The organism is Pseudomonas sp. Pc102, assembly GCF_018408275.1.
In the GTDB taxonomy this organism is placed as follows: domain Bacteria; phylum Pseudomonadota; class Gammaproteobacteria; order Pseudomonadales; family Pseudomonadaceae; genus Metapseudomonas; species Metapseudomonas tohonis.
Window position 1 is genome coordinate 3,888,918 of the sequence record NZ_AP021905.1, and the last position, 24,827, is coordinate 3,913,744.

The following is a 24,827-nucleotide window of genomic DNA, read 5'->3' on the forward strand; positions in this document are numbered from 1 at the left end:
GTCGCCTCAGTCGGCCAGGGGAATCCACGGCGAGCGGGCGACGCTGGCCGCCTCGCCGAAGGCCGGCAGCTTCTGCGCCAGGTCGCGCACGTTCTTCACGTCCAGGTCCAGCAGCTGCTGGCGGGTGATCAGGGTGGCGGGCACCTGCACGCGGGGACCGGTCTCTTCCCCGGCGATGCGCTGGGCCAGGGTGCGCACGCTGATGGCGCCGGCCACTTCCGGGTTCACTGCGGCGGTGGCGGCCCAGGCGCTGCCCGGCTCCTTCATGATCTGGATGTCGGCGGTGGAGATGTCGGCGCTGTAGATCTTCACCTGCTCGCCCAGGCCGGCTTCGTCGACGGCGATCTTGGCGCCTTTGGCGAACTCGTCGAAGGGCGCGAAGATCACCTGCAGGCCGGGGTTGGCGCGCAGCACGGCGCTGGCCTGGTCCGCCACCGAGTTGGCGATGGGCGGGTTGAGGGTGCCGAAGCGGGCCTTCTCGACGATGCCGGGGTTGGCCGCCTTGACCTGGCGCCAGATCTCGTCGCGACGCTCCATGGGGGTGAAGCCGCCGATGAACACGTAGCCGGCCTGGAAGGCGTTGCCGTTGTCCTTCAGCGCCTGGTCCAGGGCCAGTTGCGCCAGGGCGTGGTGGTCCTGCTCGATCTGGGTCACGCCGGGGTTGCCCAGCTCGACGTCGAAGGCCACCACCTTGATGCCCTTGGCCACGGCCTTGTCGACGGTGTCCTTGAGGGTTTCCGCCAGGCCGAGCTGGACGATGATGCCGTCCACGCCCAGGTCGATGGCCTGCTCCAGCTGCTCGCGCTGGGTCGCTGCCTGCTGGCGGGCATCGAACAGGCGCAGGTCGACGCCCAGGGCCCTGGACTGCTTCTCCACGCCGCGCAGGTAGGCCTCGGGGAAGTCGCCGGAGAACAGGTAGCCGACCAGGGCGATGCGCACGCCGCCCTTGTCGAAGGGGGCCGGAGCACCCTCGATGCCGGCGCCGCTGGCGCCAGCGGCGAGGGACAGGGCCAGGGCGCCGGCTGCGAGGCGACGCAGGGCGCGAGTGATCAATGCAGGCATGTCGGGTTCCTTTTTCTGAAGAGGGTTCAGCGCGCGCGTTGGGCGAGGCCGAAGGTGAACATCAGCGCCAGCACCAGCACCGCGCCCTTGACGAAGTCCTGGGCGTAGTAAGGCGCGTTGAGCATGGTCAGGCCGTTGAGCAGGGTCGCCACCAGCAAGGCGCCTACCAGGGTGCCGAAGGCGTTGGGCTTGCGCGCGCCGAGCACGGCGAAGCCGATCAGCGCGGCGCCCAGGGCGTCGAGCACCAGGCCGTTGCCGGAGCTGACGTCGCCGCGCCCCAGGCGCGCCGCCAGCAGCAGCCCGCCGAGCGAGGCCAGCGAGGCGGAAAGCACGTAGGCCAGCAGCTTGTAGCGCTCCACCGGGGCACCGGCCAGGCGCGCCGCCCGCTCGTTGCCGCCGATGGCGTAGAACACCCGGCCGAAGCGCGTGCGTTCGAGGAAGGCCCACACCAGCAGTGCCACCACCAGCATCACCACCACGGGCACCGGCACCGTGTCCCACAGGCGCGCGCGGCCAAGGGCGAGGAAGGCAGCGCTGAAGCTGCCTGCGGCCTCATCGCCGTTGGGCAGGGTCATGCCGACGGCGATGGAGCGGCCGCCGGTGGGGATCAGTTGCAGGCCGATGACCAGGAACATGCTGCCGAGGGTGGCGAGGATGTCCGGCACCCCCAGGCGCACGATGAGAAAGCCGTTGAGCAGCCCCACCAGCGCGCCGCAGGCCAGGCTGATGGCCACCGCCGGCACCGGCCCCCAGCCGAGCACCACCATCACGTAGCTGGCGCACATCAGGCTCATGGCGGCCACCGCGCCGATGGACAGGTCCAGCCCGCCCACCGCCATGGTCAGGGTCACGCCCAAGGCCAGCAGCGCGACGATGGACACCGACTGCAGGATGATGAACAGGTTGCCCACCCGCAGGAACGCCGGTTCCAGCACGGCGAACAGCACCAGGATCAGCCCCAGCAGCAGCAACAGGCCGTAGTGGATGGCCAGGCGCAGCAGCGTCGCCCCCAGGGGCGGGGTGAAGGAGGAAGGCGAAGAGGATTCAGGCACGCGCGGCTCCTTGGCGATGCGGGTAGTCGGGAAGGGGGTGCGCGGGGACACCGGCCAGTTGCGCCACCAGGTCGGCGCGTTGCAGGCCGTCATTGGCGTGGCCACCGACCACGGCGCCATCGCGCACCACCAGGATGCGGTCGGCGATCTCCAGCGCCTCGTCGGGGTCGGTGCAGATCACCAGGGTGGCGCGGCCGGCGGCGCTGGCGCGGATGCGCGCACCGATCTCGCGGCGGGCGCGGATGTCTACGCCCTGGAAAGGCTCGTCGAGGATCAGCACGCGGCCCTCGCCGAGCAGCCAGCGGGCCAGCACCACCTTCTGCTGGTTGCCGCCGGAGAGCGTGTCCATGGGCACCTCGATGCCCGCGCACTTGATGCCCAGCGCCTGCACCTGGGCCTGCACCGCGTCGCGTTCGGCGCGGCTGTCGATGAACCCGGCGCGGCTGAAGCGCGCGAGAAACGGCAAGGTCAGGGTGCGCGCCAGGGAGAAGCCCGGCACCAGGGAACCGCGCGTGCGGTCCTCGGTGGCCATGAACACGCCACCGGCGATGGCCTGGCGTGGCGAGGCCGGCGCCCAGGGCCGGCCGTCGAGGGTGATGCGCCCGGCAGCCGCGAGGCGCAGGCCGAACAGCAGCTCGGCGATCTCGCTCTTGCCGGCACCGAGCAGGCCGGTGAGCGCCACCACCTCGCCCTCGTGGAGGCTGAGGTCGAAGGGCGCGCCGCGCGCATCGAGCCGGCATCCGCGCACCGCCAGCACCTCGCGGCCGGGGGCGTGGCGCTCCAGCGTGACCGCCGCCAGGGCCGAGCCGAGCATCGCCACCACGGCGGCGGCAAGGTCCAGCGGCGCGGCGAACTCGCCGGCCAGGCGCCCATCGCGCAGGACGATGGCGCGGTCGGCGATGCGCTGCAGGTCGGACAGGCGATGGGAGATGTAGAGGATCGCCACGCCGCGTTGGCGCAGGCGGTCGATCAATGCGAACAGGCGCTCGGCCTCGCTGGCCGACAGCGACGCGGTCGGCTCGTCGAGGATCAGCAGGCGCGGCTCCAGCGCCAGGGCGCGGGCCAGCACCACCAGTTGCCGCTCGGCGGTGCCCAGCGATTCGATGGGCGCATCCAGCGGCAGGTGCAGATCGAGCCCGGCGGCGATGTGCGCGGCGCGCTCACGCAACCGCCCCCGCCCGGCCCAGACACCGTTGCCGGGCTGGCAGAGTTCGTCCAGCACCAGGTTCTCCGCCACGCTGAGGCCCGGCACCACCGCGTCGTCCACGTGCTGGTGCACGGCGACGATCCCGGCACGGCGCGCCGCCTGGGGGGATGCGAAGCACACCGCCCTGCCCTGCACCCGCAACTCGCCGGCGTCGTGGCCATGGCTGCCGGCGAGCACCTTGACCAGGGTCGACTTGCCGGCACCGTTGGCCCCCAGCAGCGCCACCACTTCCCCGGGAAACAGGTCGAGGTCGATGCCGTGGAGCACGGGGCTGGCGCCGAACGACTTGCCCAGCGCCCGGGCACTGACCAGGGCACTGGCCAAGGCATCAGGGCGGGTGACTGGGGGAGCGGTCATGGAGATCTCGGCAGGCAACGGAAGGAATGCATCAGGGGCGGCGCTTTCAGCGGCACCGCCTCGTTGATCGCATATAGCCTAAATAACCAATTAGCCGAAAATAAATAACCGATTCGCATATGGATATAAGAGGCGCGCCGGTGGCCGTTGCATCGGCAGGAACCGGAGTAACCCGTAGGTTGGGTTGAGGTACGAAGCCCACCGCGAGACCGGGTTCTGTCGTTGGTCGCAGCCAAGCGAAGCCGCAGAAAAAGTCGACTAATCTGCATAATCGAAGACCGCGACATCACGGAGCTACTCACCGGGAAGGAGGTTGAGCAACAATTCTCGCCGTCATGCGCCAGTGAAGTTCAGCATGGAAAATCTACTGTCTCTTCTTTCTGAAACCGTTCCAGAAGCCAAGACGGTCGAGCAATTGACCCGTCCGTTGCTGACGCTCCTCAGCCGCGTCACCGGCATGGAATCGACCTACCTCACCACCATCGACCTCGACGCCGGCACCCAGCGTGTGGAGTTCGCCCGCAACACCGGGGAGATGGAGATACCCGAGGGGCTTTCAGTGCCCTGGGACGACACCCTCTGCAAACGAGCGCTGACCGAGAACCGCCTCTTCTCGAACGACGTGTCCGAGTGCTGGGGGGATTCGGACGCGGCCAGGGCGCTGGGCATCCGCACCTATGCCAGCGCGCCGCTGCGAGCGCGCGACGGCCGTCTCCTGGGGACCATCTGCGCCGCCAGCTCCAACCAGATCGAGCATGCGCCGGAGGTGCAGCCGACGCTGATGCTGCTGTCCGGGCTGCTGAGCATTTCCCTGGAGCGGGAAATGCTCGTCGAGCAGTTGCAGAGCAGCAACGCGGAGCTCGCCAGGCTGGCCCTGACCGACGCGCTGACCGGGCTGTGGAACCGCCGCGCCATCCTCGCCGAGATCCCGCGCCTGCTGGCGCTGGCCCAGCGCGAGGAGCGCTACCTGCTGGTGGGCGTGGTCGACCTCGACGGTTTCAAGGCGATCAACGACACCCACGGCCACCAGGCGGGGGACCTGTTCCTCGCCCAGGTGGCCAGGAAGCTGCAAGGCAGCCTGCGCACCAGCGACATGCTGGGCCGAACCGGGGGCGACGAGTTCATCGTCGTCGCCCTGGGCCCGCGTTCCGAGCAACTGGACCTGGCGAGCGAGATGCTCCGCGCCGCCGAGCACCTGCAGCAGCGCCTGGCCGGTGCGACCCTCGGCCACTACGACATGGGCGGCGGGCAGGGGCGGCTCGACTACGCCGGCGCCAGCGTGGGCGTGGTGGCGTTGCTGCCGCACGGCATCGACGCCGAGGAGGCCATACGCCGTGCGGACCGCGAGATGTACCGCATCAAGCAACAGCGCAAGCGCGACACCACGCTCACCCGCCACTAAAAGCGGGCTCCGCTCAGATCTTCGGGCCGATATGCCGGCGCAGCACCGCCAGTTCGATGAACTCCGGTGCCTGCACGGCATTGGCGCTCAACCCGGTGGCGGCCTCGCGCTTGGCCGCGCGGAGCAGTTGCTCGCGATCCAGCCCCGCCTCCAGGGCCGCGGCCAGCACGGCCTCCAGGGCCACCCACAGGGCATCGTTCACGGCGGTGTGGCGAATGTCTTCCATCGGTCTCGTCCTCGGCTGCAGAGTGAAAAGATTAGACCAGTCGAAATATCCCGCCCTCCCCCTTGTCGTCGACCTGAGGGCCTGCTTTCTTCTATCGGCGCGCGGCGGCAAGCCAGGTCAAGGGAACACCGGGCAGCTTTGCCGCTCATAGTTGTTGAACCGACCCAGCGCAGAACATGACCGAGACCATGCCATCGTTTGACGACACCGAACGCAACGCCTCCTCACCCGGAATCCTCGGTTTTCTGCACAACGGCGGCGACATCGGCGCCCGCCTGAAGAAGGGCGACTTCGATCCGGCCTTCCTCGGCCCGCCACCAGACTGGTCGCCCGCGCTGAAGACGCTGATGGCCATGGTGCTGCCTGCCCAGGCGCAGATCGTGCTGTTCTGGGGGCCCGAGTTCGTGGCGCTGTACAACGACGCCTATGCCCCGAGCATCGGCGCCAAGCACCCACGCGCCCTGGGGCGACCGGCGCGGGAAAACTGGAGCGAGCTGTGGGACGACCTCGGCCCCCTGCTGCGCGGCGTGCTGGAGACCGGCGAGACTTTCGCGGCCAAGGACCGCCCCTTCTACATCGAGCGCCACGGCCTGGGCGAGACGGTGTATTTCGACGTGTCCTACTCGGCGGTGCGCGAGGCCGACGGCTCGGTGGGCGGCGTGCTGTGCATCGTCAGCGAGACCACCGAGCGCGTGCGCTTCGAGCGGCGCCAGGCCTTTCTCCTCGAACTCGGCCAGACGCTGCCCTCCATCAGCGACCCGGAGCAGATCGCCGCCACCACGGCGCGCCGGCTCGGCGAAGAACTGGGCGCGGCCCGGGTGCTGTTCGGCGAGGACAACAGCGACGGCCAGACCTTCAGCGTGCGCCAGGAATACCTGAACGGCGCACGCTCCGCGGCCGGCCACCACCGCTACCGCAATTTCGGCGCCTCGCTGCTGGCCTCCCTGCAGGCGGGCGACAGCGTCGCGCGTGAGGACATCCGCCAGGAAACCGGCCTCGCGTCCGGCGAAACGGCGCTGGCCCTGGAGCTGGGCCTGGCCGCCACGCTGCATGTACCGGTGATGCGCCACGGCCAGCTGGAAGCCGTGCTGGCGATCCACCACGACCGCCCCCACGCCTTCTCGGAGCCCGAGCAACGGCTGGTCGAGGAAGCCGCCAAGCTGGCCTGGGTGCTGATCAACCACCTGCGCGCCGAACGCGCCCTGCATGCCAGTTCGGCACAGCTGTCGGCGATGTTCGACCAGGCCAGCGCGGGCATCGCCGTGTACGACCGCAACTGGAACTTCACCCGCGTCAACGACCGCTACTGCCAGATCGTCGGCCGGCCACGCGAGGCCCTGCTCGGCTTGCGCCAGCAGGACATCACCCACCCCAACGGCCCCTCGTCGATCCTCCACCAGCGCGCCCTGGAGGCCGGCTCGCCGGTCGAGCTGACCGAGCGTTACCGGCGCCCCGACGGCCGACCCGCTTGGGTGCACAGCCAGATCACCCCGCTGGTGGACGAGCACGGCCGCGTCAACGGCATGCTCTGCGTGTGCATGGACATCAGTTCGCGCGTGCATGCCGAAACCCAGTTGCGGGAACTGAACGAGGGCCTGGAGGCGCGTGTCGCCGCCATGGTCGCGCAGCGTGAAGCGGCGCTGGCGCAGCTGCACGAAGCCCGCAAGATGGAAACCATCGGCCAGCTCACTGGCGGCATCGCCCACGACTTCAACAACCTGCTGACGCCGATCATGGCCTCCCTGGAGCTGATCCGCCGGCGCCTGGACGACGACCGCAGCCGCAGCCTCATCGACGGCGCGCTGCAGGCGGCGGACCGCGCGCGCATCCTGGTCGGGCGGCTGCTGACCTTCGCCCGCCGGCAGACCCTCAAGCCCCAGGCGGTGGCCTTGCGCACCCTGGTGGAGGACATGCGCGACCTGCTGGAGCGCTCGCTGGGGCCGATGATCGACGTGGCGCTGGACATTCCCGAGCGGCTGCCGGCGGTGACGGTCGACCCGCACCAGCTCGAACTCGCCATCCTCAACCTCGCCGTCAACGCCCGCGACGCCATGAACGGCCGTGGCGGGCTGGTGATCAGCGCCACGCGGGACGACCTCGCCGAGGGCCAGGTGAGCGGCGTGCCCGCCGGGCAGTACGTGAGCCTGAGCGTGGAGGACAACGGCAGCGGCATGAGCGCGGACGTGCTCGGGCGCTGCCTGGAACCCTTCTTCTCCACCAAGGGCGTGGGCAAGGGCACGGGCCTCGGCCTGTCCATGGTCCAGGGCCTGGCGGCGCAGTCGGGTGGCGGCATCGGCATCGACTCGACGCTGGGCAACGGCACGCGGGTGACCATCTGGTTGCCGCTCAGCCACACCCGGGCGGAGGACGAGGAAGCCGCTCCCGTGGACGAACCCCAGGCGCCCCGGCCGACCCATGTGCTGCTGGTGGACGATGAGGAAATGGTCCGCCATACCACCGCCCTGCAGTTGCGCGACCTGGGCTACCGGGTCACCGAGGCCGACTCGGCCAGCACCGCGCTGCGCCTGCTGGACGACGGCCTGGAGCCGGACATCCTGGTCACCGACCACCTGATGCCGGGCCGTACCGGCGCACAGCTGGTGGACGACCTGCGCCAGCGTGCCCCCGCGCTGCCGGTGCTGGTCATCACCGGCTACTCGAACCTCACCCCTGCGCAGACGGAAGGCATCGAGGTACTGGCCAAGCCCTTCCGCCGCGCGGAACTGGCCGAGCGCGTGGCGCAACTGGTCGGAAAGGGTTGAGCCTGCCGCCAAACCAGGCCGGCGACAGGTGAGGAGAGCGAGGACCCGCCGCAACGGGCCCCCTCTGCCACGTCAGCTACGGCCTTGCTGTCCACCCTTGCGGCCCGTATCGGAAGCCTTCTGCCGATCACTGGCGGGAGCACCAGCGTTGCTCTGACCACCCTTGCGGCCCGCTTCGGATGCTTTCTCGCGGTCGTTGGCGAAGTTGCCGGGGTTCTTGTTGGAAGTCATGGAATGTCTCCTTCTGTGAACGGCCGGAATTGGCCTTCATGAGTTCTGATGGAGCCTGCCGCGAACAGTTCGCCCTGATTTCCGCTTCGCTAAGCCATTGATGGATAAACGGTAATTCTGATGGGAAGGCGATATCAGGCCAAAACTCCTGCCCGACGGTGGGTATTGGAAGGTGCATGCGTTTGACGGCAGACGTTTTGCAGGCATCCTCACGCGGGCGGTTTGAAGCGGCCTGTCATTTGGCAGACCGCGCGGGGAGACCTCAAGGTCTGCCGGTTCTCTGGGCCCGGTCTGTCAACCCCGCGCGGTTTGCCACCTTCGATTTCAGATGCTGGACAGGGTCACGAAGAAGGTGTATCCGCTGCCCGGCTTGCCCTCCTTCGCCCGGCTCCCTATGCTGCGCCGGTCGCGGTCAATCCCGCGGCCGGATTTGACGATCCGAACATACTGGCGCGAATGCGTAGCCAATACGCATGCGAAAAACAGCGAATGTTTTTTGCAGGCATCGGCACGCATGCAGTTTTTCAACTGCTCTGTTCAATGGCAGATCGCGCAGGGAGACCCTTGGGTCTGCCGGTTTCCAGTATGCCGGTTCGTCAACCCTGCGCGGTCTGCCACCCTATTGTTTGACGACATCGGTGGCAGTTCCTCAATTCATACTGGAGCTCCACCATGCACGACGCACGCATCCCCATCGTTTTCCAGCGGCACAACCACCAGTTGCGCACCCTGATGGTCGACAATCAGCCCTGGCTGGTCGCCCACGATTTCGCCCGGCTGATCGGCGCCCTGCGCCCTTATCGCATGGTCCGTCTGGTCGACCCGCATCAGCGCCGCGCCGTCGTGCTGCTCCACGCCAGCGGCAACAGCGAGGAGGTGCTGGCCATCAGTGAAGCCGGCGCCTACCGCCTGCTGTATCGCTTCAACCACCCCGAGCACCGCTGCATCAGCCGTTGGCTCAGCGAGGAGGTGTTGCCGACCCTGTACGACCGCCACCGCGACCCGGATGCCACCCCGCTACGCGCCCGCATGACCTGGACCAACCAGCAGGTGAACGTGCTCAAGTGGCAGGGCGACCTGTGGATCGCCCGGCGTGACCTGCCGGTGTTCCTCGCCGCCCACGATGACCCCGCGTTGAGCGACGAGCCGAGCTGGATGCGGATGCGCTGATTGCCAGCGCGGACGCCACCAAAAAAAATCCACCGCGGGCCAAGTGGAGTGCCCGGGGTGGATAAGGAGGTGAAGGTGACGCACCCGGCTCGGCTCATCGCCGAGCGGGTGGAATTCCGGCTACTTGCTGTGCTCCGGCGACGAGGGTCCGCTAACCACGCCGCGAGGCCCGGCGATGCCCCAGTAGACCAGGCCGAGTATGGGGAAGATCGAGATGCCCAGCGCCCACAGGGCCTTGGTGCCCACGGTCTTGTCGCTGCGGAAGACGCTGATGATGGCCCACAGGTCCAGCAGGATCAGGATCGCCGCCATGGCGATCCAGAAGTAGGAAAAGGGTTCTGACATGAGAGGGTCCTCCGTCGTGGATCGGTGAGCGGTCGGAGGCAACGCCGTGCCATCCACATACCCGGTTGGAAGGCCCATCCGCCTGCAGGTTCAGGAAATCGACCCATCCCGGGCGCCCGCGACATCCTCCGCACATCACCGCGCCATCGCCCAGCCATCAGAAAAACCGCTTGTCGATCAGTGAGTTAGCGAAGCGCGAAGCGAGTCGAACAATTTCCGGCGGCCCCGCTCAGAACTCAGGTAAGGCCAACCCCGGCCTGCCACCCAAGGAGTAGAACCATGAGCAACAAGAACCCTGGCAACTTCAGCAACGACCGTGAAAAAGCCTCCGAAGCCGGCCGCAAGGGCGGGCAGAACAGCGGCGGCAATTTCGCCAACGACCGCGAGCGCGCTTCCGAGGCGGGCCGCAAGGGCGGCCAGAAGAGCCACGGCGGTGGTCGTAGCTCGTAATCCGTAGTACGGGCCCAGGCTCCGCTCAGGCGGAGCCCGGGCCGCATTCAGCCCGCCCTCGTCTGTTGCAGCAACTCATCCACCAGGTCCACCAGCGCCTCGCGCTCGCCCCGCCCCTCGGCGCATCGCCGCGCCTGGAAGCCGAGCTGGAACTCCGCCCCACTGCCCGCCTCCGCCAGCCAGCGTGCCCGCTCCAGCGCCGCGCCATCACCGGCCGCCTGCGCCTCGGGGCCGATGAGCCCGAGCACCCGTTCCAGCCATTCACGCAGGCCGGTCGCGGCACGGGTGAGTGGATCGAGGAAGCGGCCGTGACGGCCATGGCGCATGGCCTGCCAATGGTTCTCGCGGGTGATCAGCCGGGTGAGCGGGTCGCGCACCCAGGCCGGTTCCTCGCCGCTGGAGGCGAAGGCCACCATGGCGCGGAACAGGCCGGCGATGCACAGCACGTCATCGAGCCTCGGGCAGGCATCGGCGATGCGCAGTTCCAGGGTCGGGTAGCGGGCCGAGGGCCGCAGCGTCCACCAGACGTCGGCCTCATCGCGAACCAGCCCGGCCTCCCGCAGCAGCCGCCGGTAGGCGGCGTAGGCGGCCTCGTCCTCGAAATGCTCGGGAATGCCCATGCGCGGCCATTCCCCGCAGGCCGCCTGGCGGTAGCTGAGCAGCCCGGAGGGACGCCCCTCCCAGAACGGCGAGGAGGCGCCGAGCACCAGCAGCAACGGCAGCCAGGGCGTCACGCGGTTCATCACGCGGATGCGGTCCAGCCCCTCGGCGATGCCCACGTGCACGTGCAGCCCCGACAGCAGGCTGCGCCTGGCCACCAGTTGGTAGTCCTCGAACAACTCCTGGTAGCGGGGCGAGGCGCTGCCCTGCTGCTGGCGCCAGCCACCCAGCGGATGGGTGCCGACCGCGAGGATGCCCAGCCCATGGGGGCGGCCCAGCGCATCGAGGGTGGCGCGTGCCCGGGCCAGGCAGCCGCGCGCCTCCTCCAGGCCGTGCAGCACCGGCGTGGCGATCTCGATCTGGGTGGTGAACATTTCCGTGGCCAGTTGCGCGCCGAGCGCCTGCCGGCAGGCCTCGACATAGGGCTGCAACGGGCCCCGGGCCAGCTCGCGCGTCTCCAGGTCGACGACGAAATACTCCTCTTCTATCCCGAAACCATTGGGCGGACCGTCAGTCATCGAGCCTTCTCCGTCAGCTATGCACCCCATGAGGACGCCCACAGCGCCCGCCCGGTTCCAGTCGTTTCGCCAGGCGAATTAAGTCGGAATCTTTTCCGCCGCACGCCCCTCACAACCAAGAGGTGCGCAAGCGCCCGCACGAGAGCAGCGATGCGCCCGCTTCGCGAAGTCATGCCCGTCCTGGAGATACTGCCGATGTCCGTCCTCAGCCCCGTCGATACCACGCAGGCCGATGTGCCCCTGCCGATGGCCCCGCTCGGCCCCGCCCAGCACCTGTACCAGGAGTTGCTGCAGCGGCCGGCGCAGAGCCTGGACGAGGCCCGTGCCTTCCTGCAGGAGCAACTGCGCCAGGCGGCCGCCCTGCCCTGCGACCTGCCGGCCTCGCCCGAGGACCTTTCGGCCTGGTCACGCCGCAACGCGGCCGAGGTCACCCACCTGTACGCCACCTACCTGGAGGAGCGCCGCCATGGCGCGGGCCGCCGCTACTTCGGCGACCGCTCCCACGCGCTGTATTTCCTTCGCGGCGTCGCCCCCACCAAGCTGGTGGACGGTGCCTGGCTCCACGGCACCCTGCGCCACTGGCGCGACACCCGCTTCACGCCGCTGGTGCGTACCTTCCTCGAAGAGCTGGGCGATGGCGTCGCCGCGCAGAACCACGTGCTGCTGTACCGCCGCCTGCTGGCCAGCCAGGGCTGCGACGACCTCGCCGGGCTGGACGACGAACACTACCTGCAGGGCACCACCCAGCTGGCGCTCGGGGCGCTGGCGGAGGAGTTCCTGCCGGAGGTGATCGGCTACAACCTCGGCTACGAACAGCTGCCGCTGCACCTGTTGATCAGCGCCTTCGAACTCGACGAGCTGGACATCGATCCCTATTACTTCCAGCTCCACGTCACCATCGACAACAGCGCCACGGGCCATGCGCACAAGGCCGTGCAGGCGGTGCTGGACAACCTCCCGCTGATAACCGATGCCGAGGACTTCTATCGCCGCGTCACCCTCGGTTATCGCCTCAACGAGCTGGGCAAGGGCTCCCGCGCGGTGATCGCCGACTTCGACCTGGAGCGCGAGCTGCTGGAGATGTTCGAACGCAAGCGCGGGGTCGCCGGGCAGGTGCACTCCGACTATTGCCGCATCGAAGGGCGCACGGTGAACCAATGGCTGGCCGCCGACGAGGGCATCGCCGGCTTCCTCGCCGCCCTGCAACGTCGCGGCTGGATACGCCGCCACCAGGACCCGGCCGAAAGCCGCTTCTGGCAACTGGTGCAGGGCGAGCGTGCCGCGATGTTCGGCGTGTTCTCCGCCTACGAGCAGCAATTGCTGCACGACTGGATCGCCGGCACCTGGGAGCGCCCCGGTACCGCGCCGCTGTCGCGCAACGGCGTGTTCCGCAGCCGCCACCGGCAGCCGCACATGCCCAGCCAGGAGCACCAGCGACCCTCGCTGCAACCCCTGGAGAACTCGGAACAGCGCCATCTGCTGGACGAGCTGCAGCAACTCGACGACGCCCGCCACGAAGCGCGGCTGATCGAACTGCTGGGCCCGGCCAGCCATTGGACCCCGGCCGGGCTGCTGGCCACCCGCCTGTTCTCCGCCATGACCCGCTGAGGAGCACGCCGTGCCTGCCCCCCTGGATCACCTCGACATCGCGGCCGACCACCCGCTGCTGCGCCTGGGCCACCTGCTGGCCGATCGCGGCTATCACTTCACCACCCTCACCCCGCTCTCCCACCAGCGGGTCAACGCGCGGCCGGGCAACGCCGAGGCACGCACTCTTGAGGACGTCTTCGGCTGGAGCCGCCCCTTCCGCCAGGAGGTGGTCGGCGAGGAGGTGTTCGCCCTGCTGCGCGAAGCCTGCGCAGTCGAAGCACGAGGCGAGCTGTGGTCGAGCCGCATCCGCTGGTCCAGCCTCGACGGCCAGCTCTTCGTGCATTCGCGCTACCCCACCGTGAACGCCGATGCGGTGTTCTTCGGCCCCGACACCTACCGCTTCGCCCAGGCGCTGCACCAGCACCTGGCCCGCGACGCACGCCCGCTGCGGCGCATCGCCGACATCGGCTGCGGCGCCGGCCCGGGCGCCGTGCTCGCGGCCCTCGCCAGGCCGCGGGCCCAGGTACTGGCCCTGGACATCAACGACCGCGCGCTGGCCTTCACCGCCGTCAACGCACGGCTCGCCGGCGCGGACAACCTGGTCGCACGCCACAGCAACCTGCTGCACCAGGTGGAGGGGCCGCTCGACCTGATCATCGCCAACCCGCCCTACATGCTCGACCCGGCCGGCCGCGCCTACCGCCACGGCGGCGGCGAGCACGGCGCCGGCCTGTCCCTGGCGATCATCGAGGCCGCACTGCAACGCCTCGCCCCCGGCGGCTCCCTGCTGCTCTACACCGGCGTGGCGATGTTCGGCGGTGCCGACCCCTTCCGCGATGCCTTCCAGCCGCTGCTCGATGGCCACGCCTGGACCTGGCGCTACCGGGAGATGGACCCGGACGTGTTCGGCGAGGAACTGGACAACCCGGCCTACGCCCGCGCCGACCGCATCGCCGCCGTGGTGCTGGAGGCGACGCGCCCAGCCCACGACTGAACCCTGACGAGAGGATTCCACCATGCACGACGATGACGACGACCTGATCAACGACCCCGGCAACGAAGACCCGGGTTCCGCCGTGGAGCGGCTACCCGAGGACGAGCCCGAGGTGCAGCCGGACGACCCGGACATCCAGGGCGACGACGGCTCGGGCGACCCCGAGTGAAGACGAAGGCCACCTGAAAGCCGGCGCCCCCCGGGACGCCCCTGCCCGACCATGGAGCCCAGACGATGCCGATGCCCTTGCCGACCCAACCCGCCCACGGATACGGGGAACCGACGCCGGAGCGACGGCCCTGCGCCGCCACCCATCGCCCCCTCCCCGCCTCCGGGGAACACGCGGGCTCGCCCACCGCGCTGCCCGAGCGGGCGGCGCCGGCCTTCGGCCCGGGTGCCCGGGGATGAACGAGCGCCAGCCCTTCACCGGTCCGCCGAACCCCCGAGAGGACTGCCAGATGCGCATCATCACGTGCGAGCAGGACCAGAAATTCCACATCGGCAGCGATGTGGTGATCACCGTCACCGAGATCCGCGGCTTCTCGGTGAAGCTGGCGATCTCCGCCCCGCGCGAGGTGCCGGTGCATCGCGAGGAGATCTACCGGCGCATCCAGGCCGGCCAGCGGCCTGGCGAGGAGGCCACCTGAGCGCAGCCGGCCTCCCGCCAGTCAGTCGGCGAGGCTGATCCACGCCGGCGCATGGTCGCTGGCGTGCTCCTCGCCGCGCACCCAGCGGTCCACGCCGCCGCCTTCCAGGCGCTCGACCAGGGCGGGGCTGAGCAGCAGGTGGTCGATGCGCAACCCCGAGTCCCGCTGCCAGTGCTGGCGGAAGTAGTCCCAGAAGGTGAAGGGGCTGCCTTCCGGGTAGAGGCGTTTCAGGGCGTCCGTCCAGCCCTGGTCGAGCAGGCGCTGGAAACAGGCGCGGCTCTCCGGCTGCAGCAGGGCGTCCTTGCGCCACGAGCGCGGGTTGTAGATGTCGGCGTCGGTGGGGACCACATTGAAATCGCCCGCGAGCACGACCGGGTGCCCGCTGTCGAGCAGGCCCCGGGCGTGGCGGATCAGGCGTTCGAACCAGGCCAGCTTGTAGTCGAACTTCGGCCCCGGCTGCGGGTTGCCGTTGGGCAGGTAGAGGCAGGCGACCACCACCCCCGGACCGCCGCCTCCAGGTAACGGCTCTGGCTGTCGGCCGGGTCCCCGGGGAGCTCACGGCGGATCTCCAGGGGCGTCATGCCCCTGGCCAGGATGGCGACGCCGTTCCAGGAGGGCTGGCCTTTCCAGATCGCGCCATAGCCGGCCTCGGCGAGCGCTTCGACGGGGAAATTGCGGTCGACGGCCTTGAGCTCCTGCAGGCAGACGATGTCGGGCGCCTCCCGTTGCAACCAGGCCAGCAGCGCGGGCAGGCGGGAGCGGATGCCGTTGATGTTGAAGGTGGCGATGCGCAGCATGATCGGGCCTCCGGGCTGAATGCGGGGGTGCCGCCATCATTCATGTAGAGGCGCAAGCGCCCCGGGATGTTCAGGTCCGATGCACGGCGCGAAGCCGAGCCACGGGCCGAGTTCGCTTCTTGTGCAACGAGCGTCCAGGGTCTTGATATCGGCGTCATACCAAAAAATACCGTTTATCTTTCAATCGCTTAGCGAAGCGCCAATCAGGTCGAACGATTCCCGCACGCCCGCCTTCTCAATTCAGCGGGGCCATTCCGGCCCCGAACAGGAAGGAGAACGACCATGAGCAACGACAACCCCGGCAACTTCGCCAACGATCGCGAGAAAGCTTCCGAAGCCGGCCGCAAGGGTGGCCAGAATAGTGGGGGCAATATCGCCAACGACCCGGAACGCGCAGCCGAAGCCGGGCACAAGGGTGGGCAGAACAGCGGCGGCAACTTCGCCAATGACCGCGAGAAAGCCTCCGAAGCCGGCCGCAAGGGCGGCCAGAACAGCGGCGGCAATTTTGCCAACGACCCCGAGAAGGCCTCCGAGGCCGGACGCAAGGGTGGGCAGAACAGCCAAGGCGGTCGTAGCTGACCCAGGCCGCAACGGGGGCCCGCCAACCGGCGGGCCCCGCTCCGATGCGAACCCGCCCGACACGCGCCGACCCTGGAGGCACGCCATGAGCGCCCCCCTTTTCCTCATCAGCTACCTGCTCCGGAACGAGCCGATGCACCACGAGGTGCGCTCCAGCGATACGCGCATGAGCGTGGAATCCGCCCGCGAGTACCTGCTGGCGCGGCACGGGGATTGCGACCCCGTCGATATCAGCGACGTGCAGGTCAGCAAGATCACCCGTGAGCACGAAGCGGGCACCACGCCCGGCCATTACCAGCAGCCCTGAACGCCCGCGTGTGTTCAGTGGCCCCCCGCGTTCGCGGGGGTGACGGGTCGGGTTGGAGGTTGTGCATCCACCGTCACCCCGTAGGTTGGCGCCAAGCGCAGCGAGGCCCAACACAGCGCTGCACGCCCTCTCCTCGGGCCCTGTGGGAGCGGCTTCAGCCGCGAAACATCCGCCGCAAGCACAAGGCTACGAGTGGCCTGATACCCCATCGCGAATGAATTCGCTCCCACGGATTGCCAATAGCCGCTGCGTTCAGTGGGCCCCCACGTTCGCGGGGGTGACGGGGCTGGATGGGATTTCCGCGCACCGTCACCGTAGGTTGGCGCCGAGCGCAGCGAGGCCCAACACGGCGCTGCACGCCCTCTCCCCGGGCCCTGTGGGAGCGGCTTCAGCCGTGAAACATCCGCCGCAAGCACAAGGCTACGAGTGGCCTGATACCCCATCGCGAGTGAATTCGCTCCCACGGGCACCCAATAGCCGCTGCGTTCAGTGGGCCCCCGCGTTCGCGGGGGTGATGGTGCTGGATGGGAGTTCCGCGTGCACCGTCACCCGTCGGTTGGCGCCGAGCGCAGCGAGGCCCAACGCAGCGCTACACGCCCTCTCCCCGGGCCCTGTGGGAGCGGCTTCAGCCGCGAAAGATCCGCCGCAAGCACAAGGTCACGAGTGACCAGACGCCCCATCGCGAATGAATTCGCTCCTACGGATTCCCCATGGCAGCTGCGTTCCCGATGACGGTGCCGTCGGCCAGCACGGAGCGCCCGCTGAGGCGGGCGAATTCCTGGGCGTCATGGCTGCAGAAGATGCGCAGGTCGGGCTGAGTCAGCGCCGCCTGGCGCAGACGCTGCTGGTTGGCGGCGCGCGCGTGGGCGTCCGCTTCCATCATCCACTGGTAGACGCGCAGCCCGGGGGTGCAATGGCGCTGCGAGTAACCGATCTCGCCACGGTAGAAATAGGCGTCACCGGCGTGTAGCAACCAGCCACCGGGGACGGCGACCGCGACCCCGGCGTGGCCCAGCGTATGGCCGCGCAGCGGCACCAGGTAGATGTCCTCCGCCTCGCAACCGATCAGTGCCTTGACCGCCGCGAAGCCCTTCCAGCTTTCGCCCTGCGCCGCGTAGGGCTGCCAGTGGCGGACGCCCTGCCAGTGGCGGTCGATGTAGCGGCGGCGATTGATGAAGCCGCCCCCGGGTGCCTCGGCATGGGCCTTTTCCTCGGCCGGCAGGTGCACCGTGGCTTCGGGGAAATCACCCAGGCCGCCGGCATGGTCGAAATCGAGGTGGGTGAGCACGATGTGACGCACATCCTCGGCGCGGTAGCCGAGCTGCTCGATCTGCGTCAGGGCGCTCAGGCGTTCGTCGAACCGGATGTTGTTCAGCGTGCGGAAAAACGGGCTGATGCGACTGGCGGAGCGCGACAGGTCGCGCCGGCCGAAGCCGGTGTCCACCAGCACGAGGCCCTCCCTGGCGGTCTCGATCAGCAGGCAGTGGCAGACCAGGCACGCCGTGGCGCCTTTGCTGAAACCGTCGAACAGGGCGCCCCCGAAAGGGCACATGCAGCCGCAGCTGAGGTGATGGACGAGCATGGTGGGCTCCTTGGAGTGGGGGTGGCAGGCCACCAGGATCAGGCCGCGCGCCCCTCAGCCCGACTCGATAGCGGTCGGGCAGATGAGCACCCGAGGCCGCCCGGTGATCCTCCAGGCCTGGCAAAACACCATCCGGCCCATGGCTATTCCCGCCGCCTGGGGCTTTCGACGGCGCGCATCAGGCTGCCGTGGCCGTAACCCCGGGCCGGCTGGGCGCCGCGTCGGCTCCACAGGCGCTCGTGGAAGTAGAAGGCCACGGTGTTGCAGGCCGGCTCGATCAGGGCGATGAGCCCGCCGGTCAGCAGGCTTCCGGTCAGCAGGTAGGCCACCGTGAAGGCGATGGAGAAGTGCAGCACCGCGAAGGTCAGGGTCTTCACCAGGGGCTGGTTGGCGGGCACTCCACAGCACCCGCCCGGTGCCGGCCTCACCGCTTGGCCTCGACACCCGGGGTTTCGGAGCGGTCGAGGAAGGCCTGGGTCAGTTCGGGCAGGTGCTCCTTCAGCCACTCGGCCATCGCCACTTCCTGCGGCAGGATCTTCTCGCAGGTCTTCTGCGTCTCGGTATCGCCGACCGCCTTGGCCGCCGCGATGAGCACGGTGTAGGTGGCGATCTCCAGGTTCTCGAACACGTAGCCGGCCATGGCGCCCTTGATCACCTCGTCGCTCACGGCCATGCCGCCCACCGCCTGCCCGAACGCCATCAGCTTGCCGCCGATGTCCTTGAGCGTGGAGGGTTCGGAGCCCAGGCGCTGCAGCGCCTCTTCCAGCAGGGTCTTCTGGCCCTGGGTTTCCTCGATGTGTTTCTCGATCCGGGTCCGCAGCTTGGGGTAGTTCTCCAGGCGGCCTTTCTGTGCGGTCAGCATCTGCTCCGCCTGTTGCTCCATCGCATGGGCGTCACGCAGCCAGCTCAGCAGGTTCTCGGTCTTGTCGGTCATGTCGTCTCTCCGGGTGGATCGATGGACGGGATATGCATTGGGAAGCCCGGCGAACGGCCACGGTTCAAGGTTTTTTGCGAGGAAAACAAGCGAAGCGGTTATTCCATACGAAACGGCTGACGCTTCGCTTGATAACCATTTGGAATTTTCAATGAACCCTCGATGCACCCGGCGGATCACCTCTGAAGGGGCGAGGAACGCCTTCCAGAACGCCGAGGGAACCGGCTCAACCGTGGAGGAATACGTGATGTTCGTGCACAACAAACGACTGCAATACACCGTGCGTGTGGGGGCGCCGAACCCGGGGCTCGCCAACCTGCTGCTCGAGCAGTTCGGCGGCCCGCAGGGCGAACTCGCCGCGGCGATGCGCTACTTCACCCAGGGCCTCAATGAGGACGATCCAGGCCGCAAGGACCTGTTGCTGGACATCGCGACGGAGGAGCTGAGCCACCTTGAGATCATCGGTTCGATCGTCGCCATGCTGAACAAGGGCGCCAAGGGTGACCTCGCCGAGGCCATCGAGGAGGAAGCCGCGCTCTACCGCTCGCTGACCGAAGGTGGCAACGACTCCCACATCACCTCGCTGCTCTACGGTGGCGGGCCGGCACTGACCAACTCCGCCGGCGTGCCCTGGACGGCCGCCTACGTCGACTCCATCGGCGAGCCGACCGCTGATTTCCGCTCCAACATCGCGGCGGAGGCACGGGCGAAGATCATCTACGAGCGGTTGATCAACGTCACCGACGATCCGGGCATCAAGGAGGCGCTGGGCTTCCTCATGACCCGCGAGCTGGCGCACCAGAAGTCGTTCGAGAAGGCCCTGCATGCCATCCAGCCGAACTTCCCGCAGGGCAAGCTGCCGGGGATCCCGGAGTTCACCAGCGTCTACTTCAACCTTTCCCAGGGCGAAGGCGACATGCGTGGCTCGTGGAACCAGGGCGACCAGTGGGCGTTCGTCGACGACCCGCAACCGGCGGTGGACGGGGGCAGCGGCCTGCCCGAGGTGAACCTGCCGAAGGCCAAGCGGGAGGTGGTCGAACAGATGAAGCTGCGCACCGCGTCCGACCCGGCCGCCGACCCGCTCACCGGGGCCGACCTCGGCTCGGGTGCCTACCAGAAGCCTTGAGGCCCTGCAGCCTGTGCGTCCAGCGATGGGCGCGCAGGCCGCCTGCCAGGGACCATTCGTCGATAAAACGCTACGCGCCATTGGCGGGCGCTCCCGCAGGCTTCCTGTCGATATCAGCCTCATATCAACCGACATTCGATACAGGGGCTGTACAGGGTTGCCCCTTGTCCGGCTTTCCTTTTTCGCCGATCCGACTTCTTGTACAGGCTCGCCGCAACGCCGCTTACGTACAGGCATGACGGGGCCGTTAGCCACCATTTACCGGTGTTTCACGGCGGCTACAGTAGCCGTATGCAAGCCTGAAAAAAGGAATCGCCTGAATGGCGTTGAACCACAGGGAGATCGAACGGCTGTTCGTCAAGCACATGCCTGCCTGCAGCTGCCAGGCGAAACAGTACGATCACGGCACGACCACCCTGCTCTTCACCCACCGCGACACGCACGACACCCTCACCCTGGATGCCATGCCGGACGGCCAGCTGCACAGCGAACGTTCCATCCAGCGGCTGTGCCTGACCCTGGAGGGCGAGTTCACCGCCCTGCTGGCGCGCCGCGACGCACCGGCGAGCCGACACGGATGACCACCTGGGACCAACCCGCGAGACGCTGGCTCGTCACCTACCGCATGGAGGGCGAAGTACGGCAGATGCTGATGCGCGCGCGCAACGTGCCCAACCTCAAGGCCGTGGCCTTCTCCATCTACCACCTCGAGTTCCCCGACCAGCCCTGCCCCTCCACCTCGCGGGACAATGTGGAGTCCTGGCTCGGTGCCCGTGGCATCACCCTGGAAGACGTGCAGCTGTATCAGCCGCCACGCCGTTGAGCCAGGGCGGGGAGCCATGCACGCGCCGTCGGGCTGCCCGACCGCTGGCCCGGTGACGTCTATGCTTGGATTTCCCAGCCAGCGGAGAGCGACATGACCAAGGACGAGATGAAGGCCCGCCTCAACGACGCGATCCAGGCCACCCTCGAATCCCAGCGCGGCGGCCCCTTCCCGGCTCGCCAGATCTCCTACTCAGTGGCCATCGGCATGGCGGCGGCCATGCAGCTGTGCGAGCTGGTGGAGGGCGAGGAGTACGGCCACATCATCCAGCGCATCACCGCCAGCATCGAGCACGATTTCGCCAAGGCGGCCGAGCCCAGATCCTGATCGTCGGGACAGCCGTTTTTTTTCTGCAACATTCTCCTGATCGTCCGCTCTATAGCGCAGTCCGCCCCCTTCCATGGGTTTCTGCACGTTGGATATCAGCAATCAGGAGGAGATATGGATTGGCTCATCAGCTATCTCGATGCTGAAGGTCAGGAGAAGTCCGTCACCGTTCGTTCGAACCACCTGCCCAACCACAAGACGGCCGCACGCTGCGTGGTGGAGCATGCCTATGGCGACGCACCGCCGAGGCCGCTCGGCAACCTGTCCGCCGTGGCCTGGCTCACTGCCTGCGGCCTGGAGATCCGCGACATCAGCCTGATCCGGGATGACCGCCCGGGCCCGCAACCCCTCACCTTCTCGCGCCCCAGACCCTACTTCCGCCAGAAGCCCCGCACCGAGCAGGAACAGCCGGAAGAACCCGCGTCATAGCGCCCCCGTGCCGGAGGTGCCGCCGCGCCTCCGGCCTGCCCGTCGATCGGCTCCAGCGAGGTGTCCCCTGGCCGTAAAAACCATCACCGCCCGCCAGCTCGGCCTGGACCAGGGGCTCGCCCGGGGCGAGGAAGGCGCGCTGTTCAAATGGCTGATCGCCGCCTTCCTGTTCGGCAAGCCCATCCAGCAGTCCGTCGCCGAGCGCGCCTACCGGGTGATAGTCGAGGCGAACGGGCGCGATACGCCGCGCACGCTCGGGGGCAGCAGCCACGCCGAGCTGGTGCGCATGCTCGGGCAGGCGCGCTACGTGCGTTACGACCGCTCCACGGCCGAGCGCCTGCGCACGCTGTGCGGCAGGCTCGACGACGAATACGGCGGCCGGGTCCGCGCCCTGCTGGAGCGCAGTGCCGACCAGGGCGAGTTCGAGCAGCGGTTGCTGGCGTTCGAGGGAATCGGCCCGAAGACCGTCGAGATATTCATGCGCGAAGCCGGCCCTGCGCTGTTCGGCGGGGCCGGCGACGCGGGCTGACTCAGGGCGAGATCGGGTCGCTCGCGGGGAAGGTCTCTTCCACGGCGTTGTCCACCTTGGCCTCCAGCTCGCGCTGGCTGCGCAGCGGGTGATCCTCGATGCGCGGCAACGCCGCACGCAGGGCCGCCACGCGCTGGCGCAGGTATTCGAGCTCGGTCTCCGGGTCTATCACCAGGCCCTTGACGCTGCAATGGCCGCTGACGCCGCGCAACAGCAAGGCGGCGCCACCGAGCGCCTTGATCACGCCCGGGGCGCCGCCCCGGTAGACGCCCGAGGCGATGGAAAGAACGCCGGCGGCGACCGAGAGGGCGCGTTCGACGCCGTGGACGTTATGGGTCTGAAGGTGCATGGGGTGGGTCTCCTGATGGTGGCGCGGCGTCAGCGCGAGGCGCGCCGCAGGTCTCTGGAAAGGTTGCCGTGGCCGTGGCCCTTCTGCGACGTCGCGCGCACGCCGAAGCGTTGCCAGACCCGCTCGTGGAAATAGAAGGCCACGGTGTTGCATGCCGGCTCGATGAGGGCGATGAGCCCGCCGGTCAGCACGCTGCCGGTCAGCAGGTAGGCCACGGTGAAGGCGATGGCGAAGTGCAGCACGGCGAAGCTCAGGGTCTTGGCCAGCGGCTGGTTGCCAGGGGGCGGCAGCGGCCGGCTGCGGGCCGAGTGCGTCGTGCGTTGGTTGCGTATCGCCATGGTGGTCTCCTGCTTGCGGGTGTCGCCATGGTTTGGAAGGGCGAAGGCCCCGGAGAGGTTCAGGAAATCGGTCGGGTGGCAGGCCGCGTGGCGCTCATCCAAAAAGTGCAACTTTCCGCCGGATCGCCGCTTCTACAACCCTGTAACCCTCAACCCCTGGAGATCGCCATGAGACTCAACCGCCTCGCTCTTCCCGCCCTGCTCTGCGCCACCCTCAGCACCCCGCTCCTCGCCGCCGACACGGTCGATGCCGATGACTTCGTCGACGAAGCCAGCGCGGGCGGCATCGCCGAGATCGAAAGCGGCAAGCTGGCGCTGGAGAAATCCACCACGCCCGGCGTCAAGACCTTCGCCCAGCAGATGATCGACGACCACAGCGCGGCGAACCGCGAACTGGCGGTGATCGCCCGCGAGAAGAAACTGGAAGTGGCGACCGAAGCCGAGCTGATGAACAAGGCCAAGGCCCTGATCCTGAAGCTGCGTGACGGCGAGGACTTCGACGAGGCCTACGCCAACAACCAGGTGGTGGCCCACGAGAAGACCGTGGAGCTGTTCAAGGAAGCCGCCGCCTCCGATGACAAGGAGATCGCCGCCTTCGCCAGCAAGACCCTGCCCAAGCTGGAGCACCACCTGCAGATGGCGCGCGACCTCGCCGCCACGCACAAGAAGCCCTGAGGCGATGGCCTGCTCCACGCTTGTCTTTAGTGGGTCCCCGCGTTCGCGGGGATGACGGGGCACGCGCGCAACGGGACCGGGCAAAGGGTGGACGACGCTTCACCTGTCCACCCCCGGAGCCCGATCCAGCACCTGATGCGCTCGCGTCTACGGGCGCAGGATCACCTTGCGGCAGTCGTCCTCGGCCTTGTCGAACAGGCGATAGCCCTCGGCTGCATCCGCCAGGTTGAGACGGTGGCTGATGATGATCTCGGGATTCAGGTCGCCCTTCTGGATGTGTTCGAGCAGGTCGGGGAGCAGCGGGTGGACGTGGGTCTGCCCCATCTTGAAGGTCAGCCCCTTGTCGAAGGCATCGCCGAAGAGGAAGCCATGGATGAAGCCGGCGTACACGCCCGGCACGCTGACGGTGCCACCGCGCCGCACGGCGGCGATGCACTGGCGCAGGGCGACGCCGCTGCTGGCTTCGAGCTTGAGGGCGGTGAGGATGGTTTCGGTGGTGCTGCCCTTGGCTTCGAAGCCCACGGCGTCGATGGCGGCGTCCACGCCGCGGTGGCCGGGCGTCTGTTCGATGATGGCCTCGGCCGGGTCGTCGATCTCGTCGAAGTTGATCGGGATCACCCCGTAGGTGCGCTGCGCGTAGGCCAGCCGATAGGCGTGCTGGTCGACCATGAAGATCTGCTCGGCGCCGAGCATGCGCGCGCACGCGGCCGCCATCAGCCCCACCGGGCCGGCGCCGTAGATGGCCACACGGCTGCCCTGCCCCACGCTCGCATTGATCACCGCCTGGTAGCCGGTGGGCAGGATGTCGGTGAGGAACAGCACCTGCTCGTCGTTCAGGGCATCGGGGATGCGGAAGGGGCCGGTGTTCGCCTTGGGCACCCGCACCCGTTCCGCCTGGCCACCGGGGAGGCCACCGTAGAGGTGGCTGTAGCCGAACAGCGCAGCCCCGGAAGGAATCTGCTTCTTGTTGAGGATGGCGCCACGCCCCGGGTTGGTGGTCTCGCAGGCGGCGTGCAGGTTCATCTCGCAGAAGAAGCAGCTGCCGCAGGCGATGACGAAGGGCACGATCACCCGGTCGCCCCGGCTCACGGCCGTGACCGCCGGGCCCACCTCCTCCACCACGCCCATGAATTCGTGGCCGAACACGTCGCCGTGTTTCACCTGGGGGATCTTGCCGCGATAGAGGTGCAGGTCCGAGCCGCAGATGGCGGTGGCGGTGACCCGCAGGATGATGTCGTCCGGCTCCTGGATGATGGGGTCGGGGACGTTGTCGACGCGAACGTCGTGGCTGCCGTGGTAGGTGAGAGCGCGCATGGTGGACCTCCGAAGCGTGTGGGCATTCATAGGTCCGAAAGGGGA

General features: G+C 68.3%; 30 protein-coding genes and 2 pseudogenes. 17 read left to right on the plus strand and 15 right to left on the minus strand.

What is annotated here, in order from left to right; all coding sequences use genetic code 11:
• Positions 1 to 6: 6 nt before the first annotated feature.
• Genes PHLH3_RS17715 through PHLH3_RS17725 form a run of 3 tightly spaced genes read right to left on the minus strand, consistent with a single transcriptional unit; the run spans position 7 to position 3,678 of the window.
• A complete protein-coding gene (locus tag PHLH3_RS17715; protein WP_213625172.1) occupies positions 7 to 1,062 on the minus strand; it encodes a substrate-binding domain-containing protein in 1,056 nt (351 codons plus the stop codon).
• A gap of 26 nt (positions 1,063 to 1,088) precedes the next feature.
• Positions 1,089 to 2,075: an ABC transporter permease gene (locus tag PHLH3_RS17720; protein WP_244863080.1), complete on the minus strand. Its 987-nt coding sequence runs from the start codon at positions 2,073 to 2,075 to the stop codon at positions 1,089 to 1,091.
• A 31-nt stretch (positions 2,076 to 2,106) separates the two neighbouring features.
• Positions 2,107 to 3,678 carry a sugar ABC transporter ATP-binding protein gene (locus tag PHLH3_RS17725; RefSeq protein WP_213625174.1) on the minus strand — a complete coding sequence of 524 codons (1,572 nt, stop codon included), beginning with the start codon at positions 3,676 to 3,678 and terminating at the stop codon, positions 2,107 to 2,109.
• A 355-nt stretch (positions 3,679 to 4,033) separates the two neighbouring features.
• Between PHLH3_RS17725 and PHLH3_RS17730 the strand changes: the two genes are divergently transcribed.
• On the plus strand, positions 4,034 to 5,080 hold the full coding sequence (locus PHLH3_RS17730) for a sensor domain-containing diguanylate cyclase (RefSeq protein WP_213625175.1): 1,047 nt from the start codon (positions 4,034 to 4,036) through the stop codon (positions 5,078 to 5,080).
• A gap of 13 nt (positions 5,081 to 5,093) precedes the next feature.
• Here the strand turns inward: PHLH3_RS17730 and PHLH3_RS17735 are convergent, their stop codons facing one another.
• Positions 5,094 to 5,306: a hypothetical protein gene (locus PHLH3_RS17735; protein ID WP_213625176.1), complete on the minus strand. Its 213-nt coding sequence runs from the start codon at positions 5,304 to 5,306 to the stop codon at positions 5,094 to 5,096.
• A 188-nt stretch (positions 5,307 to 5,494) separates the two neighbouring features.
• Here PHLH3_RS17735 and PHLH3_RS17740 point away from each other — a divergent pair, with 188 nt between their 5' ends.
• The gene (locus tag PHLH3_RS17740; protein ID WP_213625177.1) at positions 5,495 to 8,068 is read left to right on the plus strand and encodes a PAS domain-containing protein; all 2,574 of its coding nucleotides are present in this window, start codon (positions 5,495 to 5,497) and stop codon (positions 8,066 to 8,068) included.
• Between the two features lie 72 nt (positions 8,069 to 8,140).
• Here the strand turns inward: PHLH3_RS17740 and PHLH3_RS17745 are convergent, their stop codons facing one another.
• Complete coding sequence (locus PHLH3_RS17745; RefSeq protein WP_213625178.1) at positions 8,141 to 8,299, minus strand: general stress protein; 159 nt, start codon at positions 8,297 to 8,299, stop codon at positions 8,141 to 8,143.
• Between the two features lie 324 nt (positions 8,300 to 8,623).
• Positions 8,624 to 8,815, minus strand: a complete 192-nt coding sequence (locus tag PHLH3_RS17750) for a hypothetical protein (RefSeq protein ID WP_213625179.1) — start codon at positions 8,813 to 8,815, stop codon at positions 8,624 to 8,626.
• A gap of 156 nt (positions 8,816 to 8,971) precedes the next feature.
• On the opposite strand from PHLH3_RS17750, the gene PHLH3_RS17755 reads away from it, so the two are divergent.
• Positions 8,972 to 9,469, plus strand: a complete 498-nt coding sequence (locus PHLH3_RS17755; RefSeq protein ID WP_213625180.1) for a BRO family protein — start codon at positions 8,972 to 8,974, stop codon at positions 9,467 to 9,469.
• Between the two features lie 120 nt (positions 9,470 to 9,589).
• On the opposite strand, the gene PHLH3_RS17760 is transcribed toward PHLH3_RS17755, so the two are convergent.
• Positions 9,590 to 9,814: a PLD nuclease N-terminal domain-containing protein gene (locus PHLH3_RS17760; protein WP_173177274.1), complete on the minus strand. Its 225-nt coding sequence runs from the start codon at positions 9,812 to 9,814 to the stop codon at positions 9,590 to 9,592.
• Positions 9,815 to 10,102: 288 nt separating this feature from the next.
• Between PHLH3_RS17760 and PHLH3_RS17765 the strand changes: the two are divergent.
• Positions 10,103 to 10,264 (plus strand): annotated as a pseudogene (locus PHLH3_RS17765) (general stress protein); the annotation flags it as partial.
• Positions 10,265 to 10,311: 47 nt separating this feature from the next.
• Here the strand turns inward: PHLH3_RS17765 and PHLH3_RS17770 are convergent.
• Positions 10,312 to 11,442, minus strand: coding sequence for a carboxylate-amine ligase (locus PHLH3_RS17770; RefSeq protein WP_213625181.1), 1,131 nt, complete (start codon positions 11,440 to 11,442; stop codon positions 10,312 to 10,314).
• Between the two features lie 195 nt (positions 11,443 to 11,637).
• Here PHLH3_RS17770 and PHLH3_RS17775 point away from each other — a divergent pair, with 195 nt between their 5' ends.
• The 4 genes from PHLH3_RS17775 to PHLH3_RS17790 all read left to right on the plus strand — a co-directional run bounded on the left by PHLH3_RS17775 (position 11,638) and on the right by PHLH3_RS17790 (position 14,673).
• Positions 11,638 to 13,050 carry an iron-containing redox enzyme family protein gene (locus PHLH3_RS17775; RefSeq protein WP_213625182.1) on the plus strand — a complete coding sequence of 471 codons (1,413 nt, stop codon included), beginning with the start codon at positions 11,638 to 11,640 and terminating at the stop codon, positions 13,048 to 13,050.
• Positions 13,051 to 13,060: 10 nt separating this feature from the next.
• Complete coding sequence (locus tag PHLH3_RS17780) at positions 13,061 to 14,026, plus strand: class I SAM-dependent methyltransferase (RefSeq protein ID WP_244862904.1); 966 nt, start codon at positions 13,061 to 13,063, stop codon at positions 14,024 to 14,026.
• A 22-nt stretch (positions 14,027 to 14,048) separates the two neighbouring features.
• A complete protein-coding gene (locus tag PHLH3_RS17785) occupies positions 14,049 to 14,195 on the plus strand; it encodes a hypothetical protein (RefSeq protein WP_173177279.1) in 147 nt (48 codons plus the stop codon).
• Between the two features lie 289 nt (positions 14,196 to 14,484).
• A complete protein-coding gene (locus tag PHLH3_RS17790; RefSeq protein WP_213625183.1) occupies positions 14,485 to 14,673 on the plus strand; it encodes a carbon storage regulator in 189 nt (62 codons plus the stop codon).
• Positions 14,674 to 14,694: 21 nt separating this feature from the next.
• Here PHLH3_RS17790 and PHLH3_RS17795 read toward each other — a convergent pair.
• Positions 14,695 to 15,470 (minus strand): annotated as a pseudogene (locus PHLH3_RS17795) (exodeoxyribonuclease III).
• 282 nt (positions 15,471 to 15,752) lie between these two features.
• Between PHLH3_RS17795 and PHLH3_RS17800 the strand changes: the two are divergent.
• Entirely contained in the window at positions 15,753 to 16,049 is a 297-nt protein-coding gene (locus PHLH3_RS17800; RefSeq protein ID WP_213625184.1) for a general stress protein, read from the plus strand.
• An 85-nt stretch (positions 16,050 to 16,134) separates the two neighbouring features.
• Positions 16,135 to 16,356 (plus strand): hypothetical protein, encoded by a 222-nt coding sequence (locus tag PHLH3_RS17805; protein WP_213625185.1) that lies wholly within the window; start codon positions 16,135 to 16,137, stop codon positions 16,354 to 16,356.
• A 697-nt stretch (positions 16,357 to 17,053) separates the two neighbouring features.
• Here PHLH3_RS17805 and PHLH3_RS17810 read toward each other — a convergent pair.
• From PHLH3_RS17810 to PHLH3_RS17820, 3 genes are all read right to left on the minus strand, one after another.
• Positions 17,054 to 17,938 (minus strand): MBL fold metallo-hydrolase, encoded by an 885-nt coding sequence (locus PHLH3_RS17810; RefSeq protein ID WP_213625186.1) that lies wholly within the window; start codon positions 17,936 to 17,938, stop codon positions 17,054 to 17,056.
• Between the two features lie 143 nt (positions 17,939 to 18,081).
• Complete coding sequence (locus tag PHLH3_RS17815) at positions 18,082 to 18,336, minus strand: DUF2061 domain-containing protein (RefSeq protein WP_244862905.1); 255 nt, start codon at positions 18,334 to 18,336, stop codon at positions 18,082 to 18,084.
• Positions 18,337 to 18,362: 26 nt separating this feature from the next.
• The gene (locus PHLH3_RS17820; protein WP_213625188.1) at positions 18,363 to 18,872 is read right to left on the minus strand and encodes a ferritin-like domain-containing protein; all 510 of its coding nucleotides are present in this window, start codon (positions 18,870 to 18,872) and stop codon (positions 18,363 to 18,365) included.
• 247 nt (positions 18,873 to 19,119) lie between these two features.
• Between PHLH3_RS17820 and PHLH3_RS17825 the strand changes: the two genes are divergently transcribed.
• From PHLH3_RS17825 to PHLH3_RS17850, 6 genes are all read left to right on the plus strand, one after another.
• Positions 19,120 to 19,998: a manganese catalase family protein gene (locus tag PHLH3_RS17825; RefSeq protein ID WP_213625189.1), complete on the plus strand. Its 879-nt coding sequence runs from the start codon at positions 19,120 to 19,122 to the stop codon at positions 19,996 to 19,998.
• Positions 19,999 to 20,318: 320 nt separating this feature from the next.
• Positions 20,319 to 20,579 (plus strand): hypothetical protein, encoded by a 261-nt coding sequence (locus tag PHLH3_RS17830; RefSeq protein ID WP_213625190.1) that lies wholly within the window; start codon positions 20,319 to 20,321, stop codon positions 20,577 to 20,579.
• Positions 20,576 to 20,821, plus strand: coding sequence for a hypothetical protein (locus PHLH3_RS17835; RefSeq protein WP_213625191.1), 246 nt, complete (start codon positions 20,576 to 20,578; stop codon positions 20,819 to 20,821). The genes PHLH3_RS17830 and PHLH3_RS17835 overlap by 4 nt, the downstream gene beginning before the upstream one ends.
• Before the next feature lie 93 nt (positions 20,822 to 20,914).
• On the plus strand, positions 20,915 to 21,148 hold the full coding sequence (locus PHLH3_RS17840) for a hypothetical protein (protein ID WP_173177314.1): 234 nt from the start codon (positions 20,915 to 20,917) through the stop codon (positions 21,146 to 21,148).
• Between the two features lie 114 nt (positions 21,149 to 21,262).
• Positions 21,263 to 21,577, plus strand: coding sequence for a hypothetical protein (locus tag PHLH3_RS17845; RefSeq protein WP_213625192.1), 315 nt, complete (start codon positions 21,263 to 21,265; stop codon positions 21,575 to 21,577).
• A gap of 67 nt (positions 21,578 to 21,644) precedes the next feature.
• Complete coding sequence (locus PHLH3_RS17850; RefSeq protein WP_213630608.1) at positions 21,645 to 22,106, plus strand: DNA methylase; 462 nt, start codon at positions 21,645 to 21,647, stop codon at positions 22,104 to 22,106.
• Position 22,107: 1 nt separating this feature from the next.
• Here PHLH3_RS17850 and PHLH3_RS17855 read toward each other — a convergent pair whose 3' ends face one another.
• Together PHLH3_RS17855 and PHLH3_RS17860 are read right to left on the minus strand one after the other, a co-directional pair.
• The gene (locus tag PHLH3_RS17855) at positions 22,108 to 22,455 is read right to left on the minus strand and encodes a DUF2892 domain-containing protein (protein WP_173177318.1); all 348 of its coding nucleotides are present in this window, start codon (positions 22,453 to 22,455) and stop codon (positions 22,108 to 22,110) included.
• Positions 22,456 to 22,484: 29 nt separating this feature from the next.
• Positions 22,485 to 22,793, minus strand: a complete 309-nt coding sequence (locus tag PHLH3_RS17860) for a DUF2061 domain-containing protein (RefSeq protein ID WP_213625193.1) — start codon at positions 22,791 to 22,793, stop codon at positions 22,485 to 22,487.
• A 168-nt stretch (positions 22,794 to 22,961) separates the two neighbouring features.
• Between PHLH3_RS17860 and PHLH3_RS17865 the strand changes: the two genes are divergently transcribed.
• A complete protein-coding gene (locus PHLH3_RS17865; protein ID WP_213625194.1) occupies positions 22,962 to 23,468 on the plus strand; it encodes a DUF4142 domain-containing protein in 507 nt (168 codons plus the stop codon).
• 147 nt (positions 23,469 to 23,615) lie between these two features.
• Here the strand turns inward: PHLH3_RS17865 and PHLH3_RS17870 are convergent, their stop codons facing one another.
• On the minus strand, positions 23,616 to 24,782 hold the full coding sequence (locus PHLH3_RS17870) for a zinc-dependent alcohol dehydrogenase (protein ID WP_213625195.1): 1,167 nt from the start codon (positions 24,780 to 24,782) through the stop codon (positions 23,616 to 23,618).
• Between the last annotated feature and the right edge of the window lie 45 nt (positions 24,783 to 24,827).